At 63.5% G+C, this 24,282-nt stretch carries 14 protein-coding genes; 5 read left to right on the top strand and 9 right to left on the bottom strand.

The annotated features are described in order from the left end of the window. The 4 genes from A9W99_RS27665 to A9W99_RS01650 form a co-directional block, all read right to left on the bottom strand. On the bottom strand, window positions 1-1,192 hold a 1,192-nt coding region (locus A9W99_RS27665; RefSeq protein WP_371514912.1), incomplete at its 3' end, for a condensation domain-containing protein. After that, window positions 1,179-10,316, bottom strand: coding sequence for a non-ribosomal peptide synthetase (locus A9W99_RS01640; RefSeq protein WP_067372450.1), 9,138 nt, complete (start codon window positions 10,314-10,316; stop codon window positions 1,179-1,181). The genes A9W99_RS01640 and A9W99_RS27665, both read right to left, overlap by 14 nt. Before the next feature lie 37 nt (window positions 10,317-10,353). Beyond that, window positions 10,354-10,581, bottom strand: a complete 228-nt coding sequence (locus A9W99_RS01645) for an MbtH family protein (protein WP_067372453.1) — start codon at window positions 10,579-10,581, stop codon at window positions 10,354-10,356. A gap of 519 nt (window positions 10,582-11,100) precedes the next feature. Then, window positions 11,101-11,811, bottom strand: a complete 711-nt coding sequence (locus tag A9W99_RS01650) for a class I SAM-dependent methyltransferase (protein ID WP_067372455.1) — start codon at window positions 11,809-11,811, stop codon at window positions 11,101-11,103. Between the two features lie 405 nt (window positions 11,812-12,216). On the opposite strand from A9W99_RS01650, the gene A9W99_RS01655 reads away from it, so the two are divergent. Further along, window positions 12,217-13,338, top strand: a complete 1,122-nt coding sequence (locus A9W99_RS01655) for an NAD(P)-dependent oxidoreductase (RefSeq protein WP_067372501.1) — start codon at window positions 12,217-12,219, stop codon at window positions 13,336-13,338. A gap of 44 nt (window positions 13,339-13,382) precedes the next feature. Here the strand turns inward: A9W99_RS01655 and A9W99_RS01660 are convergent, their stop codons facing one another. Continuing rightward, a complete protein-coding gene (locus A9W99_RS01660; protein ID WP_067372458.1) occupies window positions 13,383-14,663 on the bottom strand; it encodes a glycosyltransferase in 1,281 nt (426 codons plus the stop codon). 284 nt (window positions 14,664-14,947) lie between these two features. Between A9W99_RS01660 and A9W99_RS01670 the strand changes: the two genes are divergently transcribed. The 3 genes from A9W99_RS01670 to A9W99_RS01680 all read left to right on the top strand — a co-directional run bounded on the left by A9W99_RS01670 (window position 14,948) and on the right by A9W99_RS01680 (window position 18,435). Beyond that, window positions 14,948-15,742, top strand: coding sequence for a TylF/MycF/NovP-related O-methyltransferase (locus A9W99_RS01670; RefSeq protein WP_067372463.1), 795 nt, complete (start codon window positions 14,948-14,950; stop codon window positions 15,740-15,742). Window positions 15,743-16,074: 332 nt separating this feature from the next. Next, on the top strand, window positions 16,075-17,049 hold the full coding sequence (locus A9W99_RS01675; RefSeq protein WP_067372466.1) for an FkbM family methyltransferase: 975 nt from the start codon (window positions 16,075-16,077) through the stop codon (window positions 17,047-17,049). Window positions 17,050-17,154: 105 nt separating this feature from the next. Then, on the top strand, window positions 17,155-18,435 hold the full coding sequence (locus tag A9W99_RS01680; protein WP_067372469.1) for a glycosyltransferase: 1,281 nt from the start codon (window positions 17,155-17,157) through the stop codon (window positions 18,433-18,435). A 36-nt stretch (window positions 18,436-18,471) separates the two neighbouring features. Here the strand turns inward: A9W99_RS01680 and A9W99_RS01685 are convergent, their stop codons facing one another. The 4 genes from A9W99_RS01685 to A9W99_RS01700 all read right to left on the bottom strand — a co-directional run bounded on the left by A9W99_RS01685 (window position 18,472) and on the right by A9W99_RS01700 (window position 22,323). After that, window positions 18,472-19,587: a DegT/DnrJ/EryC1/StrS aminotransferase family protein gene (locus A9W99_RS01685; RefSeq protein ID WP_253869512.1), complete on the bottom strand. Its 1,116-nt coding sequence runs from the start codon at window positions 19,585-19,587 to the stop codon at window positions 18,472-18,474. Window positions 19,588-19,773: 186 nt separating this feature from the next. After that, a complete protein-coding gene (locus A9W99_RS01690) occupies window positions 19,774-20,208 on the bottom strand; it encodes an FdtA/QdtA family cupin domain-containing protein (protein ID WP_067372472.1) in 435 nt (144 codons plus the stop codon). After that, a complete protein-coding gene (locus A9W99_RS01695) occupies window positions 20,205-20,780 on the bottom strand; it encodes an FdtA/QdtA family cupin domain-containing protein (RefSeq protein WP_082929767.1) in 576 nt (191 codons plus the stop codon). Before A9W99_RS01695 ends, A9W99_RS01690 begins: the two co-directional genes overlap by 4 nt. Window positions 20,781-21,045: 265 nt before the next feature. Further along, window positions 21,046-22,323: a glycosyltransferase gene (locus A9W99_RS01700; protein ID WP_067372475.1), complete on the bottom strand. Its 1,278-nt coding sequence runs from the start codon at window positions 22,321-22,323 to the stop codon at window positions 21,046-21,048. Between the two features lie 306 nt (window positions 22,324-22,629). Here A9W99_RS01700 and A9W99_RS01705 point away from each other — a divergent pair, with 306 nt between their 5' ends. Next, window positions 22,630-24,282, top strand: a complete 1,653-nt coding sequence (locus A9W99_RS01705; RefSeq protein ID WP_067372510.1) for a GMC oxidoreductase — start codon at window positions 22,630-22,632, stop codon at window positions 24,280-24,282.

Raw genomic sequence — 24,282 nt, forward strand, 5'->3', positions numbered from 1 at the left:
TGCTGGACGCGTCGAACACGTCGGTGTCGAATTGGACGTGAAGGTCCAGTGCGGGGCCCGGTTCGGCCAGCACCACAAACGGGTAATGGTTGTATTCGCGGTTGTTGAGCTCGGTGACGGCCAACCCATCGGTGCCCGACAGCTCGGCGGCGTCGATCGGGTAGTTCTCGTACGCGAACATGGTGTCGAACAGTTTGTCGTGACCGGTGACGCGGTGAATCTCGCTAAGCGCCAAGTGCTGGTGCTCGAGCGTGTGGTTTTGCGCGTTGTGCAGCTGATCGAGCAGGTCGGTGGTGGTGGTGGCCGTGGTAATGCGCCCCCGCACCGGCACCGTGTTGATCAACAGGCCCACGATCGAGTCCGCGCCGGGCAGCTCGGCGGGCCTACCCGAGATCGCGGTGCCGAAGACGACATCATGCTGTCCGGTCAGCTGGCACAGCAGTTGCGCGAAGGCGGCGTGGAGCACCGTGTTGACGGTGGTGTGACAGGAGCGCGCCAGCTCGCCGACGGCGCGAGTGGTCTGCTCAGGCACCTGAAACGACGCCACCCCTTGCGGCCCGCGCTTCGACCTGCCTGGGGAACTCACCAAAGTGGGGGTGTCGAAACCGGCCAACACCTCACGCCAGGCCGCACGGGCGCCATCAAGGTCGCGATCGGCGAGCCAGTTCACGAATCTGCGGTACGGGACCGCCCCGGGCAGCGGCTGCGCGTAGTAGCTGGCAAAAATCTCCTGCAGCAGGATCGGCAGCGACCAGCCGTCCATCACGATGTGGTGATTGGTGAGCACCAAGCGGTGCCGATGTTCGCCGGTGCGGATCAACGCCACCCGAAGGGCCGGCTGGTCGGCGAGGTCACATACTGCGGCCCGCTCATCGGCACAGATCCGCTGGATCTCGACTTCGGCGTCGGCATCGTCGGCGTCCAGTTCGATATGCCGCCAGGGGGCCTCGGGATCGGCCGGAATGATCTGAACCGGCTCGTCGAACTGATCGGAGAATCGGGCTAACAAGTGTGGATGCCGGTTGACCACGGTGTGTACCGCATCGCGCAGCCGGTGCTGATCGAGCCGACCACTCAGCGTGATATCCAGTTGCACCGCATAGACGTCGTCGTCGTTACCCTGAGCGGTGCTGGCGTGAAACAGAAGCCCCTGCTGCAACGGCGTCAAAGGCAATACGTCAGCGATCCGCATACAACCTCTGAAGCTCGTCGAGCTGCTGCTGGCTGAGGCGGGCGGCGATGTCGGACGGCGTCAACCCGCCCCCGCCGCCTCGTACATGAGCGCAGATGCCCGCCAGGGCCTCGAACCACAACCGGCTCAGCCGACTGACCTGCGCATGGTTGAGTACCGACGGCGCCCACGTCCAGTTGGCCTGCAACTGTGGGCCGTTATCGGTGTTGACGGTCAAGGCGTTGAGGTCAAGGGCGTGTGCGAGCGGTGTGGTTGTTGCCGCGCTGGCTCCGGTGACCGCCCAGTCGTCCTGGCTGATCCGCCACACATCACCGGACACCTCACCCGCGGCGGTATCCAACCGACCCAAATAGTTGAATCCGACAAGCGGGTCAGACCCGGCCAGGTCGACATCGCTGTTCAGATAACGCAGCAGGCCGTAGGTCAAACCGTCCGGGAGCGCCCGGAGCTGCTCTTTGGCCTCCTTGATCAGCGTGCCCAGTGCGGCCTCGCCGGCCACCACGCGCTTCCAGGACAGCCCCCCCACCGCCAATGACACCGGGTACTTGGTGGTGAACCAACCCACGGTGCGTGACAGGTCCATGTCGGCGCCGATTTCTTCCTGGCGGCCATGACCTTCGACATCGATACCGATCGGTGCACGACCGGTGCCCAAGAACTCCGCCAGCGCCAACCCGAACGCGACCAACAGGATCTCGTGCACTCCTGCGTGGAACGCCGTAGGCGCCTCACCCAAGAGCATCCGGGTGGTGTCTGGGTCCAGCTCCGCCGACAAATGCTCGGCAGTGGCATAGGTGTCGCGTGCGGGTTGCACCGGCGACAGCACGGCCGGCACCGCGACGACCTGGCGCCACGCATCGGCCCGATCCACGACCTCCCGGGCGCTCGCATGCTCGGCCAGCAACGACGACCACCGGGCGAACGACGTTCCCGTCGGAGGCAAGACCACCTGCCGGCCATCCCGATGCTGGGACCAAGCGATGTTCAGGTCTTCCAGCAGGATTCGCCAGGACACCCCGTCGACGGCCAGGTGGTGAACGATCAACACCAATTGGCTCGTAGCGGCTACCCACAGCGCGCTGAGCATCGCCCCGGTCGCCGGGTTCAACCGGGATCGGGCATCGAGGAGCGCTTCGTCCGACAGCATGTCCACCACTTGCACACATTCGCTCGCGTGCACCGACCCGGCCTCGGGCACCTGCAACGCCCAACCTCCGGCGCCGTCGTCGTCGACACGCAGCCGCAGCATGGCATGCCGATCCAGCAACGCCTGCAACAGCGCCACCACGTCGGCCTCGCCGGCACCTGCCGGGGCCTGCACCACCATCGTCTGGTTGAACTGATCGACCGGACCGTCCAGGTCGTGCAGCCACCTCATGATCGGCGTTGCCAGCACCGGCCCGAGCCCCTCGTCGACCGGGCCGCCGGCACCGTCGGCCACCCGGGCCACCCGGGCCAGCCCGGCCACGGTCTTCTCGACGAAAATGTCGCGCGGTTTGCACAAGACACCGGCGGCACGGGCCCGCGCAACCACCTGCATCGACAAGATGCTGTCGCCGCCCAGCTCGAAGAACGAGTCGTCAAGCCCAACCCGGTCGACGCCGAGGACCTGCGCGTAAATGCCGGCCAGGATCTCTTCGACGGTGTTAGTGGGGGCGCGGTGATCGTCGACTTGCTGGTACTCCGGGGCCGGCAGCGCCCGGACGTCCAGTTTCCCGTTGATCGTCAACGGCAACGCGTCCAGCACCACCACCGCGGTCGGCACCATGAACGAGGGCAGCCGGTCACTCAGCGCGCTGCGCACCGCGGCCGGTTCGACGGCACCGGTAACGTAGCCCACCAGCCGTTTGTCGCCCGGGCGGTCCTCGCGAGCAATCACTACCGCCCGCTCAACCCCATCCAGCGCAACCAGCGCCGTCTGGATCTCACCGAGCTCGATGCGATATCCGCGGATCTTGACCTGTTCATCGGCACGCCCCACATACCGCAGCTGCCCATCAGCGCCCCACCGCACCAAGTCCCCGGTGCGATACATCCGCTGTTGGGGTGCTCCCGCACCGACGAATGGGCACGCCACGAACCGCGACGATGTCAACCCGGCTCGACCCACATACCCGTAGGCCTGTCCGGCTCCTGCCACATACAGTTCGCCGACCACACCTGCCGGTACCGGGCGCAGCCAGCCGTCCAGCACAAAGAAACCCAGGTGGGACAGGGGCCCGCCGATCGGACTGACATTGCTCTCAACGTCACTGCTGCCGATCTCGCGGAACGAGGCATGCACGGTCGTCTCAGTGATGCCATACATGTTGATGAGCCGAGGCGATCCCGGGTGGTGTTCCAACCACGTCCCGAGCCGCTGCGGTTCCAGAGCCTCGCCACCGAACACCACCGTCTGCAACTTGAGCTGCTGTCCCAGCTCAGGCTGCAGCGCGTCGGCGGTCTGCAAGGCATAGAACGCTGACGGAGTTTGGCTCAGTACGCCGACCTGTTCCTTCACCAGCAAGGCGTGCAGGTCTTCTGGTGAACGGACGACCGCGTCGGGCACCACGACCACTCGCCCCCCGTGCAGCAGCGCGCCCCAGATCTCCCACACCGAGAAATCGAAGGCCAGGGAATGGCACTGGGTCCACACTTGGTCGAGCGCCAGCTCCGCGTCGAGAGATTCCAGCAGACGCGTCACGTTCTGGTGGGCGACCGCCACACCTTTCGGGACGCCGGTGGTACCCGACGTGTAGATGATGTAGGCAATGTCGTCGGGAGCCGGCGCAGGGGGCGCCGTGCTGGGCTGGGTATGGATGCGGGGGTCCTGGATTTCACTGACATCGATGACGACCAACTCATGTCCGTCCAGCCGGTCGGCCAGTTCCGCAGTGGTTATCGCGGCGATCGGCGCGGAGTCGGCAACCATGAACTTCATCCGCGCGACCGGGTGTGCGGGGTCGATGGGCAGATAGGCCGCCCCGGTCTTCAACACCGCCAGGATCGATACGATCGCCTCAGCCGACCGCGGCAACAGCAGCGCCACCCGCTGCCCTGGTCCAGCGCCGTGACCGGCCAACAGCTGCGCCAGCCGGTTCGCCGCATCATCGAGCTCGCGATACGTCCACGAACGCTCAGCGTCACTTATTGCCACGGCCTCCGGAGCACGCGCCGCCTGCGCGGTAAACAGCACCGGTATCGACGGTCGGGAAGGTGCCGGTTCGGTCAGAACCGCCCGGTTCCCCCACCGATCCAGCTCCGCGTGCTCATGTACATCCAGCACGTCGAGCCCAGAAAGCCGCCGTGCCGGGTCGACGGCCATCGCCGCCAGCACCCGCTTGAACCGCTCAATCAATTGCTCGACGCGGTTCGCATCGAACACCTCGGTGTCGAATTCCACCCGAATGCCCAGCTCACCACCCGGCATCACCTGCACCGCAAGCGGGTAGTGGTTGTATTCGCGGTTGCTGAACTCGGTGATCGCCAACCCGTTGATAGCTGTCAACGCGGCGGTATCGACCGGGTAATTCTCGAAGACGAAGAGCGTGTCGAACAGCTGCTCCTGACCGGCCACCCGGTGGATCTCGCTCAGGGCCAGATGCTGGTGGTCGAGGGTGTGATTGTGCGCGCTTTGCAACTGCTCCAACAGATCGGCGGTGGTAGTTCCCGACGCGATCATCGCCCGCACCGGCACCGTGTTGATCAGCAGGCCGACCATCGATTCGGCCCCGGGCAACTCGGCCGGCCGACCCGAGACCGCGACACCGAACGCGACATCGTGCTGGCCGGTCAGCGTGGTAAGCAGCTGCGCCCAAGCGCCTTGGAGGACGGTGTTGACGGTGGTGTGGTGCGTGCGTGCCAGCTCGCCGAGGAGCCGCGTCGTTTCCTCTGGCACTCGGAACGATGCAACGTCGCGGCGCCCGAGCTCCATGCGGTGTTGCGGCCCGACCAATGTCGGAGTGTCGAAACCGGCGAGCACATCGCGCCAGGACGCCCGGGCGGCATCGATGTCCCGATCGGCCAGCCAGGTTACAAACCTGCGATACGGAACTGCACCAGGCAGCGGCTGGCCATAGTAGCTGGCGAAAATCTCCTGCAGCAGGATCGGCAGCGACCAGCCATCGACGACGATGTGGTGAACGGTCAGCACAATCCGGTGCCGATCTTCGCCGGTCCGGATCAGGGCCACCCGAAACGCCGGCTGCTCGGCGAAGTCGCAGACTGCGGCGCGCTCGGCAGCCTGGACCTCCTGAACCTGCTCCTCGGTGCCGCCGGCGAGGTCGACATACCGCCACCCCATCACTGGATCGGCCGGGATGACCTGTACCGGTTCGTCGAACTGTTCGCAGAATCGGGCCGCTAGGTTGGGATGTCGGTTGAGCACCGTGTGCACCGCTTCGCGCAGGCGGTTCGGGTCGAGAGCACCGGCTATGGCGAGGTCCAGTTGCATCGCATAGACATCGTCGCCGGGACCCTGCGCCGTTCTGGTGTGGAAGAGCAGTCCCTGCTGCAGCGGAGTCAGCGGCAGCGCGTCGGCAATCGGGTATTGCCGTGACAGCTCGTCGATTTGCTGCTGGCTGAGGCGGGCGGGCGCGACATCAGACGGCGTCAACCCACCGCCGCCACTGCGCACGTGCGCGCACATACCGGCCAGTGCGTCGAACCACAACTGAGTCAGTCGTGTCACTTGTCCGAGATCCAGCGCCGAGGGCGCCCATGTCCAGTCGGCGAGCAGGTGCGGGCCGACCTCGGTGTCGACGGTGCCCGCGTTGAGGTCCAGGGTGTGAGCCAACGGCAGGGGCAGTGCCGCCGCGACGGCGGTGAAGGACAACGTTTCATTGCTGATACGCCACGGCTCGTCGGAGAGCTCGGCGCCCGCGGCACCCAGTCGGCCCAGGTAGTTGAACCCAATCGGCGGGTCGACTGCGGCCAGGTCCACGTCGGGGTTCAGGTAGCGCAGCACACCGTAGGTCACGTCGTTGGGCACCGCACGAAGCTGCTCTTTGGCGTCCTTGATCGCCGCGCCCAGCGCCGCGTCACCGGCCATCACCTGTGCCCAGTCCAGCGCACGGGCGGGCCTCCCGAATTTCAACGAGATCGGGTATTTGGTGGTAAACCAGCCCACCGTGCGGGACAAGTCAACGTCGGCGCCCAGCTCCTCGTGACGTCCGTGGCCCTCGACATCGATGCCGATCGGCGCCCCGCGGTTGTCCAGGAACTCCGCCAACGCCAGGCCGAAGGCGATCAAGAGGATGTCGTGCACCCCGGCATGAAAAGCCGCAGGCACCTCACCCAACAGCATCCGGGTCGTGTCAGCGTCCAACTCCGCTGTGAACCGGCCGGCAGTCGCATAGGTATCGACAGCGGGTTGCACCGCCGGCAAAGCGGCCGGGACCGCTGCCACCTGCCGCCAGGTCTCGGCTTGGGCCACCACTGCGGGGTCGTGCGCACGCTCCTGCAGCAGCGACGCCCACCGGGCAAACGAGGTTCCACTCGCCGGCAACGCCACCGGTTGGCCACTGTGGTGCTGGGCCCAGGCAATGTTGAGGTCCTCCAACACAATTCGCCAGGACACGCCATCCACGGCCAGGTGATGAACGACCAACGCCAGCTGACCCGTCGCAGCCGCCCAGAGTGCGCTCAGCATCACGCCACCGGCCGGGTTCAACCGGGATCGGGCATCGACCACCGCTTCATCCGACAGCGCGTCCGTCGCCTGCAGGACCTCGCTCGCCCGCACCGAGCCCGCCTCAGGCACCTGCAACGACCAACCATCCGAACCGTCGCCGTCGACGCGCAGCCGCAGCATGGCATGCCGATCCAGCAACGCCTGCAACAAGACCAGGACGTCGGCCTCACGGACCCCTGCCGGGGCCTGCACCACCACCGTCTGGTTGAACTGTTCGACTGGACCCTCCACGCCCTGCAGCCAGCGCATGATCGGGGTGGCCACCACCCGCCCGAGACCCTCATCGATCGTGCCGGCGGCACCATCGGCCACCCGGGCCACCCGGGCCAGCCCGGCGACGGTCTGCTCGACGAAAATGTCGCGCGGGCGGCACAGCACTCCGGCCGCGCGCGCCCGGGACGCCACCTGCATCGACAAAATGCTGTCGCCGCCCAGTTCGAAGAACGCGTCGTCCACCCCGACCCGCTCCAGCCCCAGCACCTGGGCGTAGATACCGGCGAGAACCTCCTCAATGGCGTTTGCCGGAGCGCGGTAACGATCCCCGTCCTGGTATTCCGGTGCCGGCAGGGCACGCTTGTCCAGCTTGCCGTTAACCGTCAGCGGCATCGCCTCCAGCACCAAGACCGCGACCGGCAGCATGTAGGCCGGGAGCCGTTCGGCAAGCGCGGTCCGCACCGCAACCGGGTCCACAATGCCGGTCACCGACTCGGTGACGTAGCCCACCAGGCGCTTGTCGCCCGGGCGGTCCTCGCGGGCGATCACCACCGCCTGTTCAACGCCGTCGAGCGCGGCCAACACCGCCTGAATTTCGCCCAGCTCGATGCGATACCCGCGGATCTTGACCTGGTCGTCCGCGCGCCCCAAATACTCGAGCTGCCCGTCGTCACGCCAGCACACCAGATCCCCGGTGCGATACATCCGTTGTCCCCGGGCGCCTACACCGTCGGGACCATCGGGGGCGAACGGACACGCCACAAATCGCGACGACGTCAGCCCCGCCCGGCCGACATACCCGTAACCCAGTCCCCCACCGGCCACATACAGTTCACCGGCCACACCGGGCGGTACCGGCTGCATCCATGCATCGAGGACAAAGAAGCCAAGGTGCGCCAACGGACCGCCGATCGGACTGGCAAGGTTGTCGAGGTCGCCGTTGGTGATCTCCCGGAACGAGGCGTGCACGGTCGTCTCGGTCGTGCCGTACATGTTGATCATGCGTGGCAATCCGGGGTGGTTTTCGAGCCACGTGCCCAGACGCCGCGGTTCCAGCGCCTCACCGGCGAATATCACCGTCTGCAGCTTCAGCTGATGCTTCCACTCAGGCTGCAGCGCGTCGACGGCTTGCAGCGCATAGAACGCCGACGGGGTTTGGCTCAATACGCTGACTTGTTCGGTGACGAGCAAAGTGTGGAAGTCCTCGGGTGAGCGCGCCACCGATTCGGGCACTACCACCAGTCGTCCGCCGTGTAACAGGGCACCCCAGATTTCGCACACCGACACGTCGAAGGCCAGCGAGTGCCACTGCGTCCAGACCTGTCCCGCCAGCTCCAGGTTCTCGTCCATTGCCGCCAGCAGTTGTGCCACGTTGCGGTGGGTGATGGCTACACCCTTCGGAACACCGGTAGTACCCGAGGTGTAGATGAGGTAGGCGATGTCATCCGCCATCGGTGTCGGCAACGGCGTGGAGGGATAGGTGCCGATGCGCGGGTCGCCGACATCGATAACCGGCAGACCACGTCCCTCCAGCCGGTCGGCCAGAGCGGTGGTGGTGATCGCGGCGATGGGCGCGGCGTCGCCGAGCATGAACTCCACGCGCGCCGCCGGCACCGCAGGGTCGATTGGCAGATATGCGGCACCGGCCTTCAGCACCGCAAGAATTGCCACGATCGCCTCGGCCGACCGCGAAAAAAGCAGCGCCACCCGCTGTCCGGGGCCCGCCCCAGAGTCAGCCAACACATGCGCCAACCGGTTGGCGGCCTCATCGAGCTCGCGGTAAGTCCACGACCGCCCCGCGCAGCTGATCGCCACCGCCTCCGGCGCGCGGGCCACCTGCGCGGCCAACAACTGCGGAAGGGACGCCGACAGGGTCGGCGGCTGGGTCAACACGGCCCGGTTGCCCCACCCATGCAGCCCGGCGTGTTCATTTCCATAGAGCACATTGATTGACGACAACGCCCGCGTCGGCTCGGAGGTCATCGCCGCCAAAACGCGCTGCAATCGTCCCGCTAATTCGGAAACATCAAATTTCGAAAAGGGATGTCCAGCACCCAGCGTGCTGAGAAAAAGCTCGTCACCCGCCCCCGAGAACATCAACCCGAAGGCGCCCACGAGGCCGGAATTGGTCATTGACGCCGACGCGGGCACACCGCCGAAGTCGAGGGTAAATGCGGTGGGGATGAAATTGACGCTCACTCTCGCGGCCGGCTGGCCTGGTTCGCGGGAATGAGCTTTGCGCTCAAGGGCTTGCACCGGAAATCTCTGATGCTGCAGCGCTTCACCTATTCGCGTGTCGACATGCCGACAAAAATCGGCAACCGTGGATCGCGGCGAAACACTCAACACCAGCGGCACCACCCCGGCGAGCATCCCGGGAAGCGTCTTTGACTCCGGAGATACTCGCCGGCCCACCGGGAAGTCCAGCACCACCTCCGAGCTCGCGGCGGACCACGCGCGCGACAGAAGTGCGCACGCCGCTGTGATCACCGATGACCGAGGGACGTTCCAAACCTCGGACAACTCGTCCACTCGGCGCAGGACCGTCGGGTCTAACCGGACAGGCGCGGAGAACTGGGAAGGATCACGCTCGTCCGCGAGTTGCGGCGATCCGTGGTAGTGGTCGCTTTCCAGCGGAACGTTTTGCGTCCAATACGCCTGATCCGCCAGATAATCCGCGGACGCCTCGTATTCCAGCTCCTGGTCGACCAAATCTCGCAACGAGCCGAAAAAGGCAGGTGGGATAGGTGCACCGGAAGCAACCGCGGAATAAACAGTCGCAATGCGATGACCAACCAGCGCAACTCCGGATGCGTCTGCCACGATGTGGTGCAGGCTGGTGAATAGGTAGAACTCTTCGCGCCCCGTCTGAAATAGCGCAAATTTGAAGAGCGGCCCCGTGAACGGCATTGGCGTGCGTTGTATCGACAAGGCCATCTCGTGGGCTTCCTGCACCGGCTGGCTGGAACCGCTCACGTCGAAGAAGGCAAGCTCAACAATCGGGTAATCGTTCGGCCTTTGGAAAACCTGGCCGTCCGCCTCAAAGCACGTGACCCTGATTGGTTCGGCCTCCCGCACCACGCGCCGGATGGCCCACTTCAGGGCATCACGATTTAACCTGCCCTCGATTTTTACGAGTAGGCCGAGCTGCCACTCAGTACTGGAGTGACCCGTTTCGTGCGCAAGCCATATGTCAAGCTGTCCTCGAGTCAGCGGACGTGCGCCGTCGTCGAACACCATCCAGCTCCCCCACTACCTCCCAGATTCAGACGAGTTATTAATCGGCAGCTCGGCCGGCTGTCAGCTTCTCGCGCAGGCTCTTGGGTCGTATGTCGGGCCAATTCGATTCGATGTAGTCCAGACACGTGGCGCGGTCCGCTTCGCCGTAAAGCACACGCCAGCCTGCCGGAACATCCGAAAAAGTCGGCCACAGGCTGTGCTGCTCCTCATCGTTGACCAAGACGAGAAAACTGCCATTGTCGTCGTAAAACGGATTGATGCTCAACAGTGCTCCAGACCATCTAATTGGACATCAGTGAAACTTGACCATACTGCAGGCCGTCATGGCGGGTCAGGGGATTCGCCAAAGTGCCTGGGTGTGTGGCAGGTCACAATGTTTGGTAAACATTTGGTCTGAGTAAGACCTGAGGTCCGAGGGTGTCGGCGGGCGGGCGCGCTGCGCCTTCCGTGCCGGTGCGCGCGGAGCTCTCGTAGCGACTCGGGGGTAAGGGACGAGCCGTAAGGTCGTTGCGAACGGTTCGCCGCAGTGACCCTTGGGATTAGCGCGACTCGGATGGCGACTAATGCGCCTTGGAAACTCTGACTCACGGCCACCCCTCCCTCCAGGATTCTGCCGGGGGTAGGAAGCCGCCGGAACGCGTCAAAGTGGATTTCAAATAAATACCAGGATGATATGTCACAGAACAACGTAATTTGGCTGACAATTGCGGCACAATATATTGCAGATCTGCGGCTAAGGCTCTGGCCTAAAAGCGAAACTCGCCAAACGTCGTAATTGCCCCGGTTAGGTTTCCGTCGGAGATACTGGACGCTGTGATCCGAGAAATTCGCCGAGGTACGCGGGCGGCTTCACGTTAAGCAAACGCTCACGGCGGGCGGCGAGGTCCGCGTAAACGAGGCTCTCGATCTCCGCCGCCGAGTACGACAGTCGCGATTCCGGCAACCCCTTCCGTATGATCCCAACACCAAAATCGCAGTTCAGCACCGCAATTTGCAAGTCTTCCCGGGTGCTGCGCAGATGGACAATCGCCTTCCAGACATCGCCGCTCCAAGACACGTTCCACCAATGGTTTTGCGCACGAAAGTCGGCGTACGACTCCGCGGGGCAGCCGATCGAGGCGCGCGAAGGGTTGCAGTCGTGCAGGACGATGATGCCGTCCTCCCGCAGATAGCGCAGGGTGTTCTCGACGTCGGTCACGACCTGCTCGTAGGTGTGCAGGCCGTCGATCAGCGCGACATCGATGCCGCGCTGCTTCAGAAAGGCAGCCTGGCTCGCGAAAAAAGCGTCGCTGGTCATCTCGAAGTAATGGGTGGCGCGCGCCTGGGCACCAGCGCGCCTACGGGAGCGCGCCGATAGCTTGAACGCCGGATCGACAGCGATCTTCTCGTCGGCGGCAATACGTCGGAACACCCGTCCGTACTCGACACCAATCTCGAGATATACGCTTTGCTTCCGTCCTTCGAGCGCCTGCCTGATAACGTCGAGCCGCTTCACACGCCACACCTCTCAGACATCGGGCAGCTGCCAAGGAACACGTCCGCAGGGTTCTCCAACGCGCGGCAGGGGCCGGACCGGAACCTGCCCAGCAACATAGTCCACCTACCGGTGCCATCGGTGAAATTGTAGATTTCCGGCAATCGCGAGGGCTGACGCAGAATCATTGCGCCGCAATGTATGCGCGCCCTGACAACGTGAGTTACACATTGCCGATGCCATCCCGTCGCGGGCGTGGTACCGCGAGAAAGACTTTCGAAGAAACGATATCCATGGCGGCGCTCGATTGAGCGCACATCGTAGAAGTCCCCGATACTATCGATCCGACTCACATCATCGGCAACGCGTGCCGGTCACATATTCGCTTCGCAGACCACCCGGAGGCCTCGACTCTTGTCAATGTCTGTGCTTGTCACCGGTGGGGCCGGTTTTATCGGATCCGCGCTCTCGCGTCGCCTCGTCAAAGCGGGCTACGACGTCGCGGTGATGGATGTTTTCCACCCGCAGGTTCATGGCGGACGCGCAGCGATCGACCTGCCGTCGTCCGTGCGGCTGTTCACCGGCGATGTCACCCACGCCCCTGACTGGGATGCTGTGCTGCGGTTGTTCCGTCCTTCGCAGATCGTCCATCTGGCGGCCGAGACCGGAACGGCGCAATCCCTTTCCGAGGCGACGCGCCACGGCTCGGTCAACGTGGTGGGGACGACCCAGCTTCTCGACGCCCTGACCCGCGCAGCACTTGTGCCCGACCAGCTCATCCTGGCCTCGTCGAGAGCCGTCTACGGCGAGGGCGCTTGGCAATGCGGCACACACGTCTTCTATCCGCGGCCGCGCAGCCACGCTCAGCTGTTGGCGGGTATCTGGGATCCCCAGGGCCCCAGCGGCGAACCTGCCGCACCGCTTCCGAGCTGCGCGGAGCAGACGGAGCCCCGTCCCACCAATATTTACGCCGCGACCAAACTCGCGCAGGAAAACCTGCTGGTGGCTTGGGCGGCAGCGCACGACACCAATCTCAGTGTGCTGCGTCTACAGAATGTCTACGGGCCAGGCCAGTCACTGACCAATTCGTACACCGGAATCGTCGCTCTCTTCGCGCGATTGGCGCGCGCGCGAAGCGCGTTGGAGGTCTACGAAGACGGTCGGATCGTACGCGATTTCGTCTTTATCGACGATGTCGTCGACGCGGTGTTCGCCGCGGTGCAGACCCTCGCGGGTCAGCCCCGCTGCCTCGATATCGGGTCAGGCGTTGCGACCACCATCCATGAGCTGGCTCGCAAGATCGCCGCCATTTGCGGCGCCCCGGAACCCGTTGTCGTTCCGAAGTTTCGCGACGGTGACGTACGCGCCGCGAGCTGCATCATCGAGCCGGCGGAGAACGCGCTGCGCTGGCACCCGAAGTGGGCACTCGAAAGCGGCCTGCGTGAGCTACTTGAATGGATTGACGCTCAACCCGAATTACTTTCCGGGCCAAGCGATCACGTGCAAGAACTCCGTCATGGTGAAGTAGAAGCTGAGGGGCGCCGTTAGGAGCGCTGGCAATCGCCGACCGCCTGGACGGACCACCATCGGGATCAGCCAAGCCCCCTGCGGCGGGCGAAATTTTCTACAAGATCAGCTGCGGCGGCGACGCTTTCGGCCGGTTTGGTCATCTGGGTCGCGAACTCGCGGGCCCGAGCGACGTACTCCGGGGTAATGATGGTGCGCAGGTCTGCGACTAGCGATTCCTGGGTGGTGCTCGAAAACGGCCGGGAAGTGCCCACTTTCAGTAGTTTCACCTGAGCCCCCCACAGAATCTGATCCAGCCATGTGGAAAGGATCAACGTAGGAACTCCGGCGCGCAGGCCTGCGGCCGTGGTGCCTGTGCCGCCGTGGTGCACCACGGCGCGGCAAGCGGGAAACGCTGCCGCGAAATTCATTGCACCCACCACCTTGACATGTTCGTAGTGGGTGACGTGGCTGAAGTCGGTCCCGGCGGCGCAAACCAACGCCCGCTCACCCAATTGCGCGCAGGTCGCGGCGATCATGGCGAGCGTGTCGGCAGGAGATTTCACCGGCATACTGCCAAAACCGAAGAAAATCGGCGGTGTTCCCGCGGCAATCCATGAGGCGACTTCCTCGTCAACAGCCGTCGGCATCTCCACCGTCAGCGCGCCCACCAAGGGCCTCGACGGGCCACTGGGCCCACCGTGTTTCGCCCATTTTTCTGCCAGCCCGGGAAAGCAAACCTCGTCGTAGGCCTGGATCTCCAGCGATCCTTGTTCGGCGTTCCGCTGAGACGTCGGCCCGGTTGCCTTCGGTAGACCCAATTTACGGCGCTGCGCGTTCTCGAGTTTCCTCTCCAAGCGCTCAACCAGCCACTCGGCGACCGCCATTGCGGCGCGAATCGGCGGTGACAACACCATCGGCACGAAGTTGGGGTCGGCCTGAAGTGGGGAGGTATGCAGCGTGGCCAACGGAATGTCGTAGCACTCAGCGACATTGGCGACAGGCCGGTCGAAGCCCGCGTCGGTGAACAGCAGGTCGGCTCCATCAGCCAGCGACGTCAGAGTCGTGTTGGCCTCATCCCAGAACTGGGTGAACAATTCCCAATCTTTGCGCCCTAACCGGATCACATCCCGGACCCTCCAGAAGTTGCGGAACACCTGCACCAAGAGGTCACGATGCAGGTCGTGCCACGCCCGCGCATCCGGCCCGTAAGCGACCGCCTGAAGGCCCGCCGACTCGGTGAACGCAACCAGGTCGGGCGAGACCGCCAAGCGCACGTCGTGCCCGCGGCGGAGCAACTCTCCGGCGACAGCGACGCAAGGCTCGATATCGCCGCGACTGCCATAGAATGCCAGCACAATCTTCATTGAACGAAGACCCTAGCCCCTCACTGCTCGCGCATGTTCCGCCGAAATGAATCCTTGCCCCGTGTTCTCCAGGCTCAGCTGACCCCGGGAGTCTAGTCCGACACCGTCGCTGCCGATCCGAAATCCAGAAGTTGTACGCAAGCGGCGATCGCCGTCGGCTTCGATTGGCATACGGTGCAACCAGGCGAAGAGCACGCGCGCCGTCATGTCCTCAGATCGCGCCATCTGCCTCCTCGTCGAAATGAAGTCGGTTAGCATGTTGGCTTCACAGGAGGGGGCGGTCGATGAGCAAACGCAAGGTGCCTTTTGTCTCGGACTATGTGACGTCGTTGATCGTGCGCCAAACGCACGAGGAGGCCGCGCGTTTCCCGTTCGTGGATCTGGATGACTCCGTGCGAAGCATCATTCGCGCTGTCGAGCCGTACACGTTGACCTCCGGTGACCGCATTGCCGAATTGTGCACGAGTGTCGACTACATCATCGACAACGATATCCCGGGAGCTTTCGTCGAGTGCGGAGTCTGGCGTGGCGGAAGCCTGATGGCGACCTTGTTGCGGCTGCTCGAACGTGGCATCTCCGACCGCGATGTCGCCGGGTTCGACATGTTCACCGGGCTGGGACCGTCCGGTATCCCGACCCAACCCACCCCCGACGACGCCGACTTCAAGGGCAGGTCGGTTGAGCGCATGATGAACCCGGGCAAGCTCAAACAAGAACTGGGCTCGCGACTCACTCACTTCGAGGTTTCGCGCGACGAGGTCTTCGACCGACTGGCGTCGACCGGATATCCGCCGGAACGGATCCACCTGGTAGCGGGCCCTGTAGAGGACACCATCCCTGAGCATGCTTCCGAGACGATAGCCCTATTGCGCCTCGACACCGACTTATACGGCTCCACGCGCCACGAGCTCGAGCATCTCTACCCGCGAATCCCTGTCGGCGGAGTCTTGGTCATCGACGACTACGGGCACTTCAAGGGTGCCCGCAAAGCCGCCGATGAGTATCTCAAAGGACACCGCATCCTGCTGCACCGCGTCGACTCTTCATGTCGATTCGCGGTCAAGCAGCAGGAGCACTGATCCGCCGGCGCCTCGACAAGAGCATCAGAGATCATGTGCCGTAACGACTTCGGCACAAGGTCGGCCGCAGGAGTCTCGACGCCTCTCGAAGCCGTGGCTGGCGTGCGTACAGTCCTCGACAACGGAACTTCTTGGTGCCGCACTCAATTCACGACGGATAGTCACCGAAAACCAACGAGAGCAGCGACAGGCCGCACGTTGATCGATGGAATCTGCGGGTCGCTGTGCTGCATCGGTGACTACAAACCGTGACGGCCGGCCTTAAAACCTGATGCGGGCATACATTTGCACGCGGGCCGGTAGGGTTGCCGCCATCGGCGGTCTCCGTTGCGATGCCGCGCCTTCCCAACCTGAAGGAACGATTGATGCCTAGTCTCGACTCCGTCAAGGAGCGTGGGCGTGGCGTGCTGGTCCGCTCGATGCGCGCCTGTGTGGCCCAGGACCGCCTCCCCTGGATAACCAAAGCCGTGTACGTGAGCGCATGTCAGAAGCTGCTGCCGGCACTCGGCATAGATTCTGACGAAACTCCTGTCGAGTCCGAATATGGGACAAAGTTCGTCGCCGGCCCTGGCAGCGCCTGGCTCAACTCATTCCTACGCTTCCGCGGCGCCTTCGAGCCCGTGCTTTCCGAGTTCATACTTCGACACGTGCAAGAGGGCGACGTCTGTGTCGACGCCGGGGCCAACTGCGGGTACTACTCCCTCCTACTCGCCCAGCGAGTAGGTCCGTCCGGGAAGGTCATCGCGATCGAGGCCGCGCCGGACAATGTGCGACGGTTGCGCGCCAATCTTGAGCTGAACGGCGCCGCGGACATTGTCGAGGTGGTCATGGCGGCATGCGCGGACCAAAAGGGCGAGATCACCTTGTACGCGCATCCGAACAACGACCTCTTGTACCGGCTCAAGCCGCCCGCCAAGGGGGAGCTAGACCGCCGGCACTTTGGGAAAACCTGGATTCCCACGACCGTCCCGGCAGACACGCTCGGCTCGATTGTGGGCGGCGAGGCGGAGCGAGTCTCGTTCATCAAGGTTCACATCGAAGGCGCCGAGGCTGTGGTGGCGCCGACAATCCCCGACACGTTCCCCCATCCCGGCCTTGTCGTAGCCCTCCTGGCGAAAGAGCCGCATATCGATGCCACGCTGAAGGCCTTTGAGCAGAAAGGATTTTTCATTTACGACCAACACAACGACTACCGCTGGGTTTTCGAGCGCAAGGTGCCAGCGATCACCGAGGCAGCGTATAGCGATTTCAAGAACCGCGGCACGATCTGGGTACTTCTCAGCCGCCGGCCACTCACATTGCCGTAGCTGCCCTCGCGGCCGGATATATGGCTGCCAACGGCCCCGAAATGACCGGTAACGACCGATACTTCTGACGTTGTCTAGCAATGACTGAAAGGCGAGGATTTTGCGATGAAGTTTGTGGTCGCAAGCTATGGCAGCCGCGGCGATATCGAGCCGTCCGCCGCTGCCGGCCTTGAGCTGCTGCGCCGTGGGCACGAAGTGCGCATGGCCGTTCCACCTGACCTTGTCGGCTTCGCCGAATCGGCTGGACTTGCCGCAGTCGCCTACGGGGTGGACACGCGCGAGTGGCTGGAAGTGCACCGCGACTTCTGGAACCGGTTGTTCCGGAGCTTCTGGAGAGTCCAGGATCTGCGGAGCTCGTGGCAAGAAGTTTGGGAGCCGGTCAACGAGTGCTGGGAGCAGATGACCGCGACGCTGATGTCGCTGAGCGACGGGGCCGACCTCCTGTTCACCGGTCTGAGCTTTGAGCAGCCCGCTGCCAATGTCGCGGAGTACTACGACATTCCGTTGGCCACGCTGCACTACCACCCGATGCGGCCCAACGGCCAGTTCGTGCCGTTTCTGCCGGCGCCGCTGGTGCGATTCGCACTGACGATGGACCAGTGGGTGGCTTGGGGCATGACGAAAAAGTTAGAGGACGCGCAGCGCCGCAAACTAGGCCTGCCAAAGGCAACCAGCCACGCGTCGCGGCGGATAATCGAACGCGGGTCGCTGGAAATCCAGGCCTATGACGAGGTTTGCTATCCGGGGCTGGCAGCCGAATGGGCGAAATGGAATGGGCCCCTAGCCCCTTCAAGGCCGTTCGTCGGCACCCTGACGATGGAGCTGCCGACCGACGCCGATGAGGAGATCGCGGCGTGGATCGACGAGGGGACACCGCCGATTTTCTTCGGGTTCGGCAGCATAGCGGTCGAATCTGCGCCCGACACGCTCGCCATGATCAGCGCGGCCTGCGAGCAGATGGGCGAGCGGGCGTTGGTATGTGCTGGCTGGAGTGACTTCAGCGACGTCCCCCGTTTCGAGCACGTCAAGGTCGTGGGCACGATGAATTACGCGGCCGTCTTCCCAGCATGTCGCGCGGTCGTGCACCACGGGGGTGCGGGCACCACTGCAGCGGGGCTGCGCGCCGGAGTCCCCACATTGATCCTCTGGACATTGCTCGATGACATGATCTCGGGCGCGCGGGTAAAGCGACTGAAGGTAGGCACCGCTCGGCGCTTGTCGACCACTACCCGGGAAACGCTGGTCACCGACCTGCGCACCATCCTCGCCTCTGACTACGTCGCGCGCGCCCAAGAGCTCGCCGCCCGGATGACCAAACCCGCCGATAGCGCGGCGGCCACCGCCGATCTACTTGAAGAGAAGGTTCGCCTGAGGCGAGTTTGCTGATAGCCGGGAGCCCCGAGGGGGAAGGATCGGCTGCTATCAGGGAAACGACCGGCAGGCATCGATCACCCGCGTGACGTCCTCCTCCGACAGATGAGGACCTATGGGCAGACTTAGGTGAGTGCCCGCCGCCTCTTCCGCGATAGGGAATGTTCCCTTGGTTAGTCCAAGCGGAGCAAACGCACCCGACAAATGCGGGGGGATCGGGTAGTGCACCAGTGTTTGAATTCCTTTGGAAGCCAGATGTTTCTGTAGGTCATCGCGCGAGGGATGGTCGACTACGTACAAGTGCCACACATGTTCACGGTCAGGGGCGGTGTCGGGCAAGCGTAGTTCTGGGGCGCCGATGAGTTCTTGGGCGTAGCGATTGGCGATGCTCCGTCGCCGGTCGTTCCAACTATCTAAATACTGCAATTTGACGCGCAGCACGGCCGACTGAATCTCATCGAGTCGCGAGTTCGTCCCGAGGACGTCATGCACGTATTTCTGGGTGCTTCCGTAGTTGCCGAGAGAACGAACGCGAGCTGCCACACCAGAGTCGTCGGTGGTCACGGCACCCGCGTCACCAAAAGCGCCCAGGTTTTTCCCAGGATAGAAGCTCCATGCCACGGCGTGGCCGTGAGCGCCGATGCGTCGACCGTTGTAGCGCGCACCATGCGCCTGCGCGGCATCCTCCACCACAACCAGCCCGTGTTTGGTCGCCAATGCCAAGAGTTCCCCGAGATCTGCGGGTTGGCCGAAGAGGTGCACCGGGATGAGGGCACGCGTTCGCGGAGTGATCGCGTCCTCTACCCGAGCAGGATCGAGGTTCCATTGGCCGACGATCGGTTCCACCCCTACCGGGTGGGCGCCGATACGTGCTACCGCGAGCCAGGTCGCGATGTAGGTGTTTGTCGGGACGATGACTTCATCACCGGGGCCAACCCCGAGCGCCTGCAGCGCGAGGGCAATAGCGTCCAGGCCATTGCCGACTCCTACCGCATGCTTCGCCCCGGTGAAGGTAGCAAACTCATGCTCGAACGCTGCTGTCTCTTCGCCGCGTATGTACCACCCGCCGCGCACGACTCGCTGGATGGCCTCCAGCACCGGTGCTTCGAGTTCCCGGGTGGCAGCGCGAACGTCCAGAAAATCCACGGCCACGAGCGGGGCGTTCACCGCCGTACCCCCACCCCAGGGTCACTCATTTTCCATAATTGCTCTCAGCTCAGTTCTCTTCTGCGAACCGGATTTCGCACCGTCGATGACAAGAGCCGCTAAAACAGCGGCGCGACGATACCCCCAATGAATATCCAAGCGGAATTCTTTTCCTCGCTTCGATTGTCGAAGCCGAAAAGCGACCGTTCACCCTGTGCCGCGCTCGCCGGCTGGGCTGCGCACAGTGGCCAGGAAGTCGTGGTAATCGCGAATATAGTCGTATTCGTCGTAGGGCAGGGAGGCGAATACCAAGCATACGGCTCCTGTACAGAAACCCACCAATTCTCTCCAGATCAAGTTCGGGAGGTAGAGGCCATAGTAAGAACGGTCGAGTGACACGGTTCGTCGATTCTGCCCGTCATCGAGCGTCACCGCGAAGGACCCCGACGCTGCCACGATCAGTTGTTGGAGCTCGCGGTGTGCGTGTCCGCCGCGCTCAGCTCCGCCGGGGACATCGTAAAGGTAATAGACCCGCTTGATTGCGAAAGGAACGTGTACCCCGCCATAGAGTGGAGACAGACTGCCTTTGGGACTCTCGATCTTCTCAAGGTTCACCAGCCTGCATTCGTCGATGCGGCTCATTGCATGTTCCGGAGTCGCAGAAAATCCTCGTAGTCATGCACGTATTCATCAGGCGAGAATGGCCCCGAGGCGAGAACGAGGGCCACCGAATTCGTAGAAAAATTGATCATCTCCCGCCAAATGAGATTGGGCACGAGCAGAGCCTGGTAGGAACGATTTAACGCATAGTGAACTCGGTGCGAGCCATCGCTCACCATGACTTCGAAGCTCCCGGACAATGCCACTATGAACTCGTGAATGGATCGGTACGCGTGGCCGCCTCGCACAGAGCCACCCGGAACGTCATAGATCCAAAAAGCCCTTTTTATCTCGAATGGCACGTGCCTGCCCGATTCGACGAAGGTCAGGTTTCCTCGAGGGTCGTGAATCTTGGGGAGGTCGATCAGCCTGCAATCGCCGCTGCCGACTAGGGCAGGCAGCACTGGTGCGGTCCCGGTGTGCGTGTCGAACCAAGTTGCCGGCGCTGATGTGGGGTCGCTCGCTTCGGTGGGAGCGTGAACGCGCGAGGGCGACCCCAATCGTCGGCCGTGCAAAACGGTCGGCTTCCGTGGCCTTTTCCCGTTTGAAGTCATTCCTCCCGTACCCCCACCCAAGCGACCAGCCAGTCCTGCAACCCACGCGTATTGTTTCCCGACCGCACTGGGGGGCACAATAATACGCTGGAATGACCGCCCTCGTTGCTGTAATTCGGCAAATTTGCACGGCGGCGGTAAGTAGTGCTGACCATACCCGTCGAGCGCGTGTCTTATGGATTAGTTCTTGAAAGACGTGCCCGGCACGCGACAGTCGGCCAGCGCTTGGCCGGTGGCAAACATCGCGACGGTTCGCCTTCGCCGATCAGCCAGCGCGACTCAGGCGAGCTTTCGCTTCCAGCAGATCGGCCGCGGCAGCAACGCTTTCGGCGGGTTTGGTCATCCGGGTGGCGAGTTCGCGGGCCCGCGCGACGTAGTCAGGGCCGAGGATCATGCGCAGGTCCGCAATCAGCGTTTCCTGGGTAGTGACCGACAGGCGGCGAGCCGCGCCGACCTTCAGTCGTTTAATCGCAGCTCCCCAGAATGTCTGGTTGACGTCCATCGAAAGGACCAAGGCGGGAACCCCAGCGCGCAGGCCTATCGCCGTGGTGCCCGCGCCCCCGTGGTGGACAACTGCGCGGCACGCGGGGAAAACGGCCGCGAAATTCACCGCGGCCACCACCTTGACATGCTCGAAACCGGGGACGTCGGTGAAGTCGCTCCACCCGGCGCACACCACGGCCCGCTCGCCCAACTGCTCGCAGGCCCCGCCGATCATGGCAATGGTTTCGGCAGGAGATTCGACCGGCATGCTGCCAAACCCGAAAAAAATAGGCGGTGTTCCGGCGGCAATCCACGATGCGACTTCTTCGTCGGCGTCGGTCGGCAACTCCATCGTCAGCGCCCCGACAAACGGCCTAAGAGGATCGATGGGCCCATTCCATTTCGCCCATTCCGCCGCCAGCCCGGGAAAGCAAACCTCGTCGTAGGCCTGGATTTCCAGCGATCCACGTTTACTGATGCGTCGCGACGCGGGGGCGGTGCTCTTCGGCAGGCCCAGTTCACGGCGCTGCGCGTCCTCGAACTTCCTGTCCATGAGCCAACCGAGCCAGTCGTACGCCGCCATCGCCAGCCGTCCCAACGGCGCCGGCAGTGGCAGGAGTTGGCCATTAGGCTGCACCGGAAGGTAATGCAGCGTCGCCAACGGAATGTCGTAGTATTCCGCAACATTGGCAGCCGGTTGTTCGAAACTCAGGCCCGTGAACAGCAGGTCGGCTCCGTCCGCCAGCGATGTCAGCGTCTTGGCGATCTCGTCCCAGCACTGGGTAAGGGGCTTCGAAAGCTCGGGCCATAGCCTGCGCAACTCCTGCACCTTCCAAAAGTTGCGAAAGACACTCGTCCAAAAGTTGCGGTAGGCGTCCAGCCACGCCTGAGTCTCCAGCCCATAAGCACTTGCTGCCAGCCCAGCCGATTCGGCGAATCCCACCAAGTCTGGTGGGACGGCCATGCGGACCTCGTGCCCGCGGCGCTGCAATTCACGGCCGATGGCGACCGACGGCTCTATATCGCCACGAGTTCCGTAACTTGCCAGCGCAAATTTCATCGAAAATCAGCCTTTCGGTTCCCCGTGCGCTCACGTGGCGCCAGAGGCATCGGTCATTATCCCTGCTCATTCGACCGCGGACGGGGCGTTCGGCTGAGCGAGTTGCAGCCGGGCGCCGAGGTGCCGTTGGGTGGGCAACTGGTACTAGAGCACGGTACTTGACGACGCGAGCGAGGCATGTATGCCCTGTGCCAGCGGGTCGTAATCACATCAACCCCTTGCTGTTTCGTTGAGTTGTGGGCAGCCGCCAGGCTGGCGGATCGCGATTCGCACAAACCGCGCAAAGCTTTGTGCCATGATCCGCTGATGGACTCGATTGCGGCCGACGGCCAGCTGAATCCGCGCGAAGCGGAACGCATTATGTGGGACGTGATCGTCGTGGGCACGGGCATGGGTGGCGGCACGCTGGGTTATTCACTGGCTCGGTCAGGTCGCAGGGTGCTGTTTGTCGAGAAGGGGCGCTCGACACTGCCCGGGGTGCCGGGGACGATTCGTGCTTCGCCGCCGGAAGTGGCCGAGCCGATGTCCGCCCGTACCGCAGAGGCCTACTACGACGCGCTGGCCCGGGCCGGCCGCTGGACCGACGAGGTCGAAGACATCAGCGGACGCTTCCCGCGGCGGTTCTTGCCGTTCATCGGCAGCGGGACGGGCGGGTCGTCGGCCCTCTATGCCATGGTTTGCGAGCGCTTTTTCGTCCGCGATTTCACTCCGCGGCAAGACTTTCCGGATCCCGCCGACTCCACCGTGCCGGAAGCTTGGCCGATTACCTACGACCAGATGCGACCCTGGTATAAGGCGGCTGAGAAGCTGTTGGGCGTCCGCGGCGAACCCGATCCCCTGCGGCCAGAGACGGCGGAGGCCAATCTGCCTGCGGCGCCGCCATTTTCGGCCGATAACCAGCCGCTGGTCGACTACCTTACAGGCCGCGGATTGCATCCCTACCACCTGCCAATGGCCTGTGATTACACCGACGGTTGCATCACGTGCCACAGCCATCTGTGTCACCAGTCGTGCAAGAACGAGGCCGCCCGCAATTGCGTGCTGCCCGCAGTTGCCGAGCACGGCGCCCACCTGCTCCCGGAATGTCGGGCCGTGCGCCTGGATGCGGACAGCACACAGGTCAGGCAAGTGATCTGTGAGGACCGCTCCGGCATGCTGGCCCTGAAGGGCAAGGTGGTGGTGGCAGCCGGCGGTGCCCTGGCCACCCCGGTGCTGTTGCTCAATTCCCGTTCGGGTGACTGGCCGCGTGGATTGGCCAATGGCTCGGATTGGGTGGGCCGCAATTTGATGCGCCATCTGATCGATTTGATTGAGATCTTCCCGCAGACCGGCAGCAAAATCACCGAGTGCAACAAGGAGATCGGGCTGAGCGATTTTTACTTCTGGGAAGGGCAGAAATACGGCACGGTGCAGTCATTCGGTTCGATGCCGCCGATGGAAATGGTGACCAACGTCCCCGGTTGGATGCCGAAGATGCTACGCATGATGAGTCCCGCGACGCGCCGCGTGTACGAAAGGTACTTCAACGGCGGACTGGTGCTGGCACCGATCATGGAAGATCTGCCCTACTTGGACAACCGGGTCCTGCCGTGCGACCAACCGACCTCAGACGGTCGCCCACGGCTTCGAATTCAGTACCGTGTCCACGCCAATGACCTAGAGCGCCGCGCGGTGTTCCTGCGCCAGTTGAAAGAAGTCTTGGAGCCGTTTCGCAAAATCACCCTGCGGGGCGCGGAAAACAACTCGGCCCTGGCTCACGTCTGCGGCACGTGCCGCTTCGGTACCGATCCCAAAACCAGTGTTCTGGACCCGCAAAACCGGGCGCACGAAGTGGAGAACCTCTACGTGGTAGACGCCTCGTTCTTCCCATCCAGTACCGGTGTGAACCCCAGTTTGACGATCGCCGCCAACGCTTTACGGGTGGCCGCCCACGTGAACCAGGCGCATTTCGCCACCTGA

This window comes from Mycobacterium sp. 1164966.3 (assembly GCF_001665395.1).
Lineage (GTDB): Bacteria > Actinomycetota > Actinomycetes > Mycobacteriales > Mycobacteriaceae > Mycobacterium.

Bases quoted from the DNA above. Each gene is read 5' to 3' on its own strand.
- A9W99_RS01640 (WP_067372450.1), bottom strand. From the start codon at position 10,316: ATGGTGTTCGACGACGGCGCACGTCCGCTGACTCGAGGACAGCTTGAC.
- A9W99_RS01660 (WP_067372458.1), bottom strand. From the start codon at position 14,663: ATGAAGATTGTGCTGGCATTCTATGGCAGTCGCGGCGATATCGAGCCT.
- A9W99_RS01670 (WP_067372463.1), top strand. From the start codon at position 14,948: ATGAGCAAACGCAAGGTGCCTTTTGTCTCGGACTATGTGACGTCGTTG.
- A9W99_RS01675 (WP_067372466.1), top strand. From the start codon at position 16,075: ATGCCGCGCCTTCCCAACCTGAAGGAACGATTGATGCCTAGTCTCGAC.
- A9W99_RS01680 (WP_067372469.1), top strand. From the start codon at position 17,155: ATGAAGTTTGTGGTCGCAAGCTATGGCAGCCGCGGCGATATCGAGCCG.
- A9W99_RS01690 (WP_067372472.1), bottom strand. From the start codon at position 20,208: ATGAGCCGCATCGACGAATGCAGGCTGGTGAACCTTGAGAAGATCGAG.
- A9W99_RS01695 (WP_082929767.1), bottom strand. From the start codon at position 20,780: ATGACTTCAAACGGGAAAAGGCCACGGAAGCCGACCGTTTTGCACGGC.
- A9W99_RS01700 (WP_067372475.1), bottom strand. From the start codon at position 22,323: ATGAAATTTGCGCTGGCAAGTTACGGAACTCGTGGCGATATAGAGCCG.
- A9W99_RS01705 (WP_067372510.1), top strand. From the start codon at position 22,630: ATGGACTCGATTGCGGCCGACGGCCAGCTGAATCCGCGCGAAGCGGAA.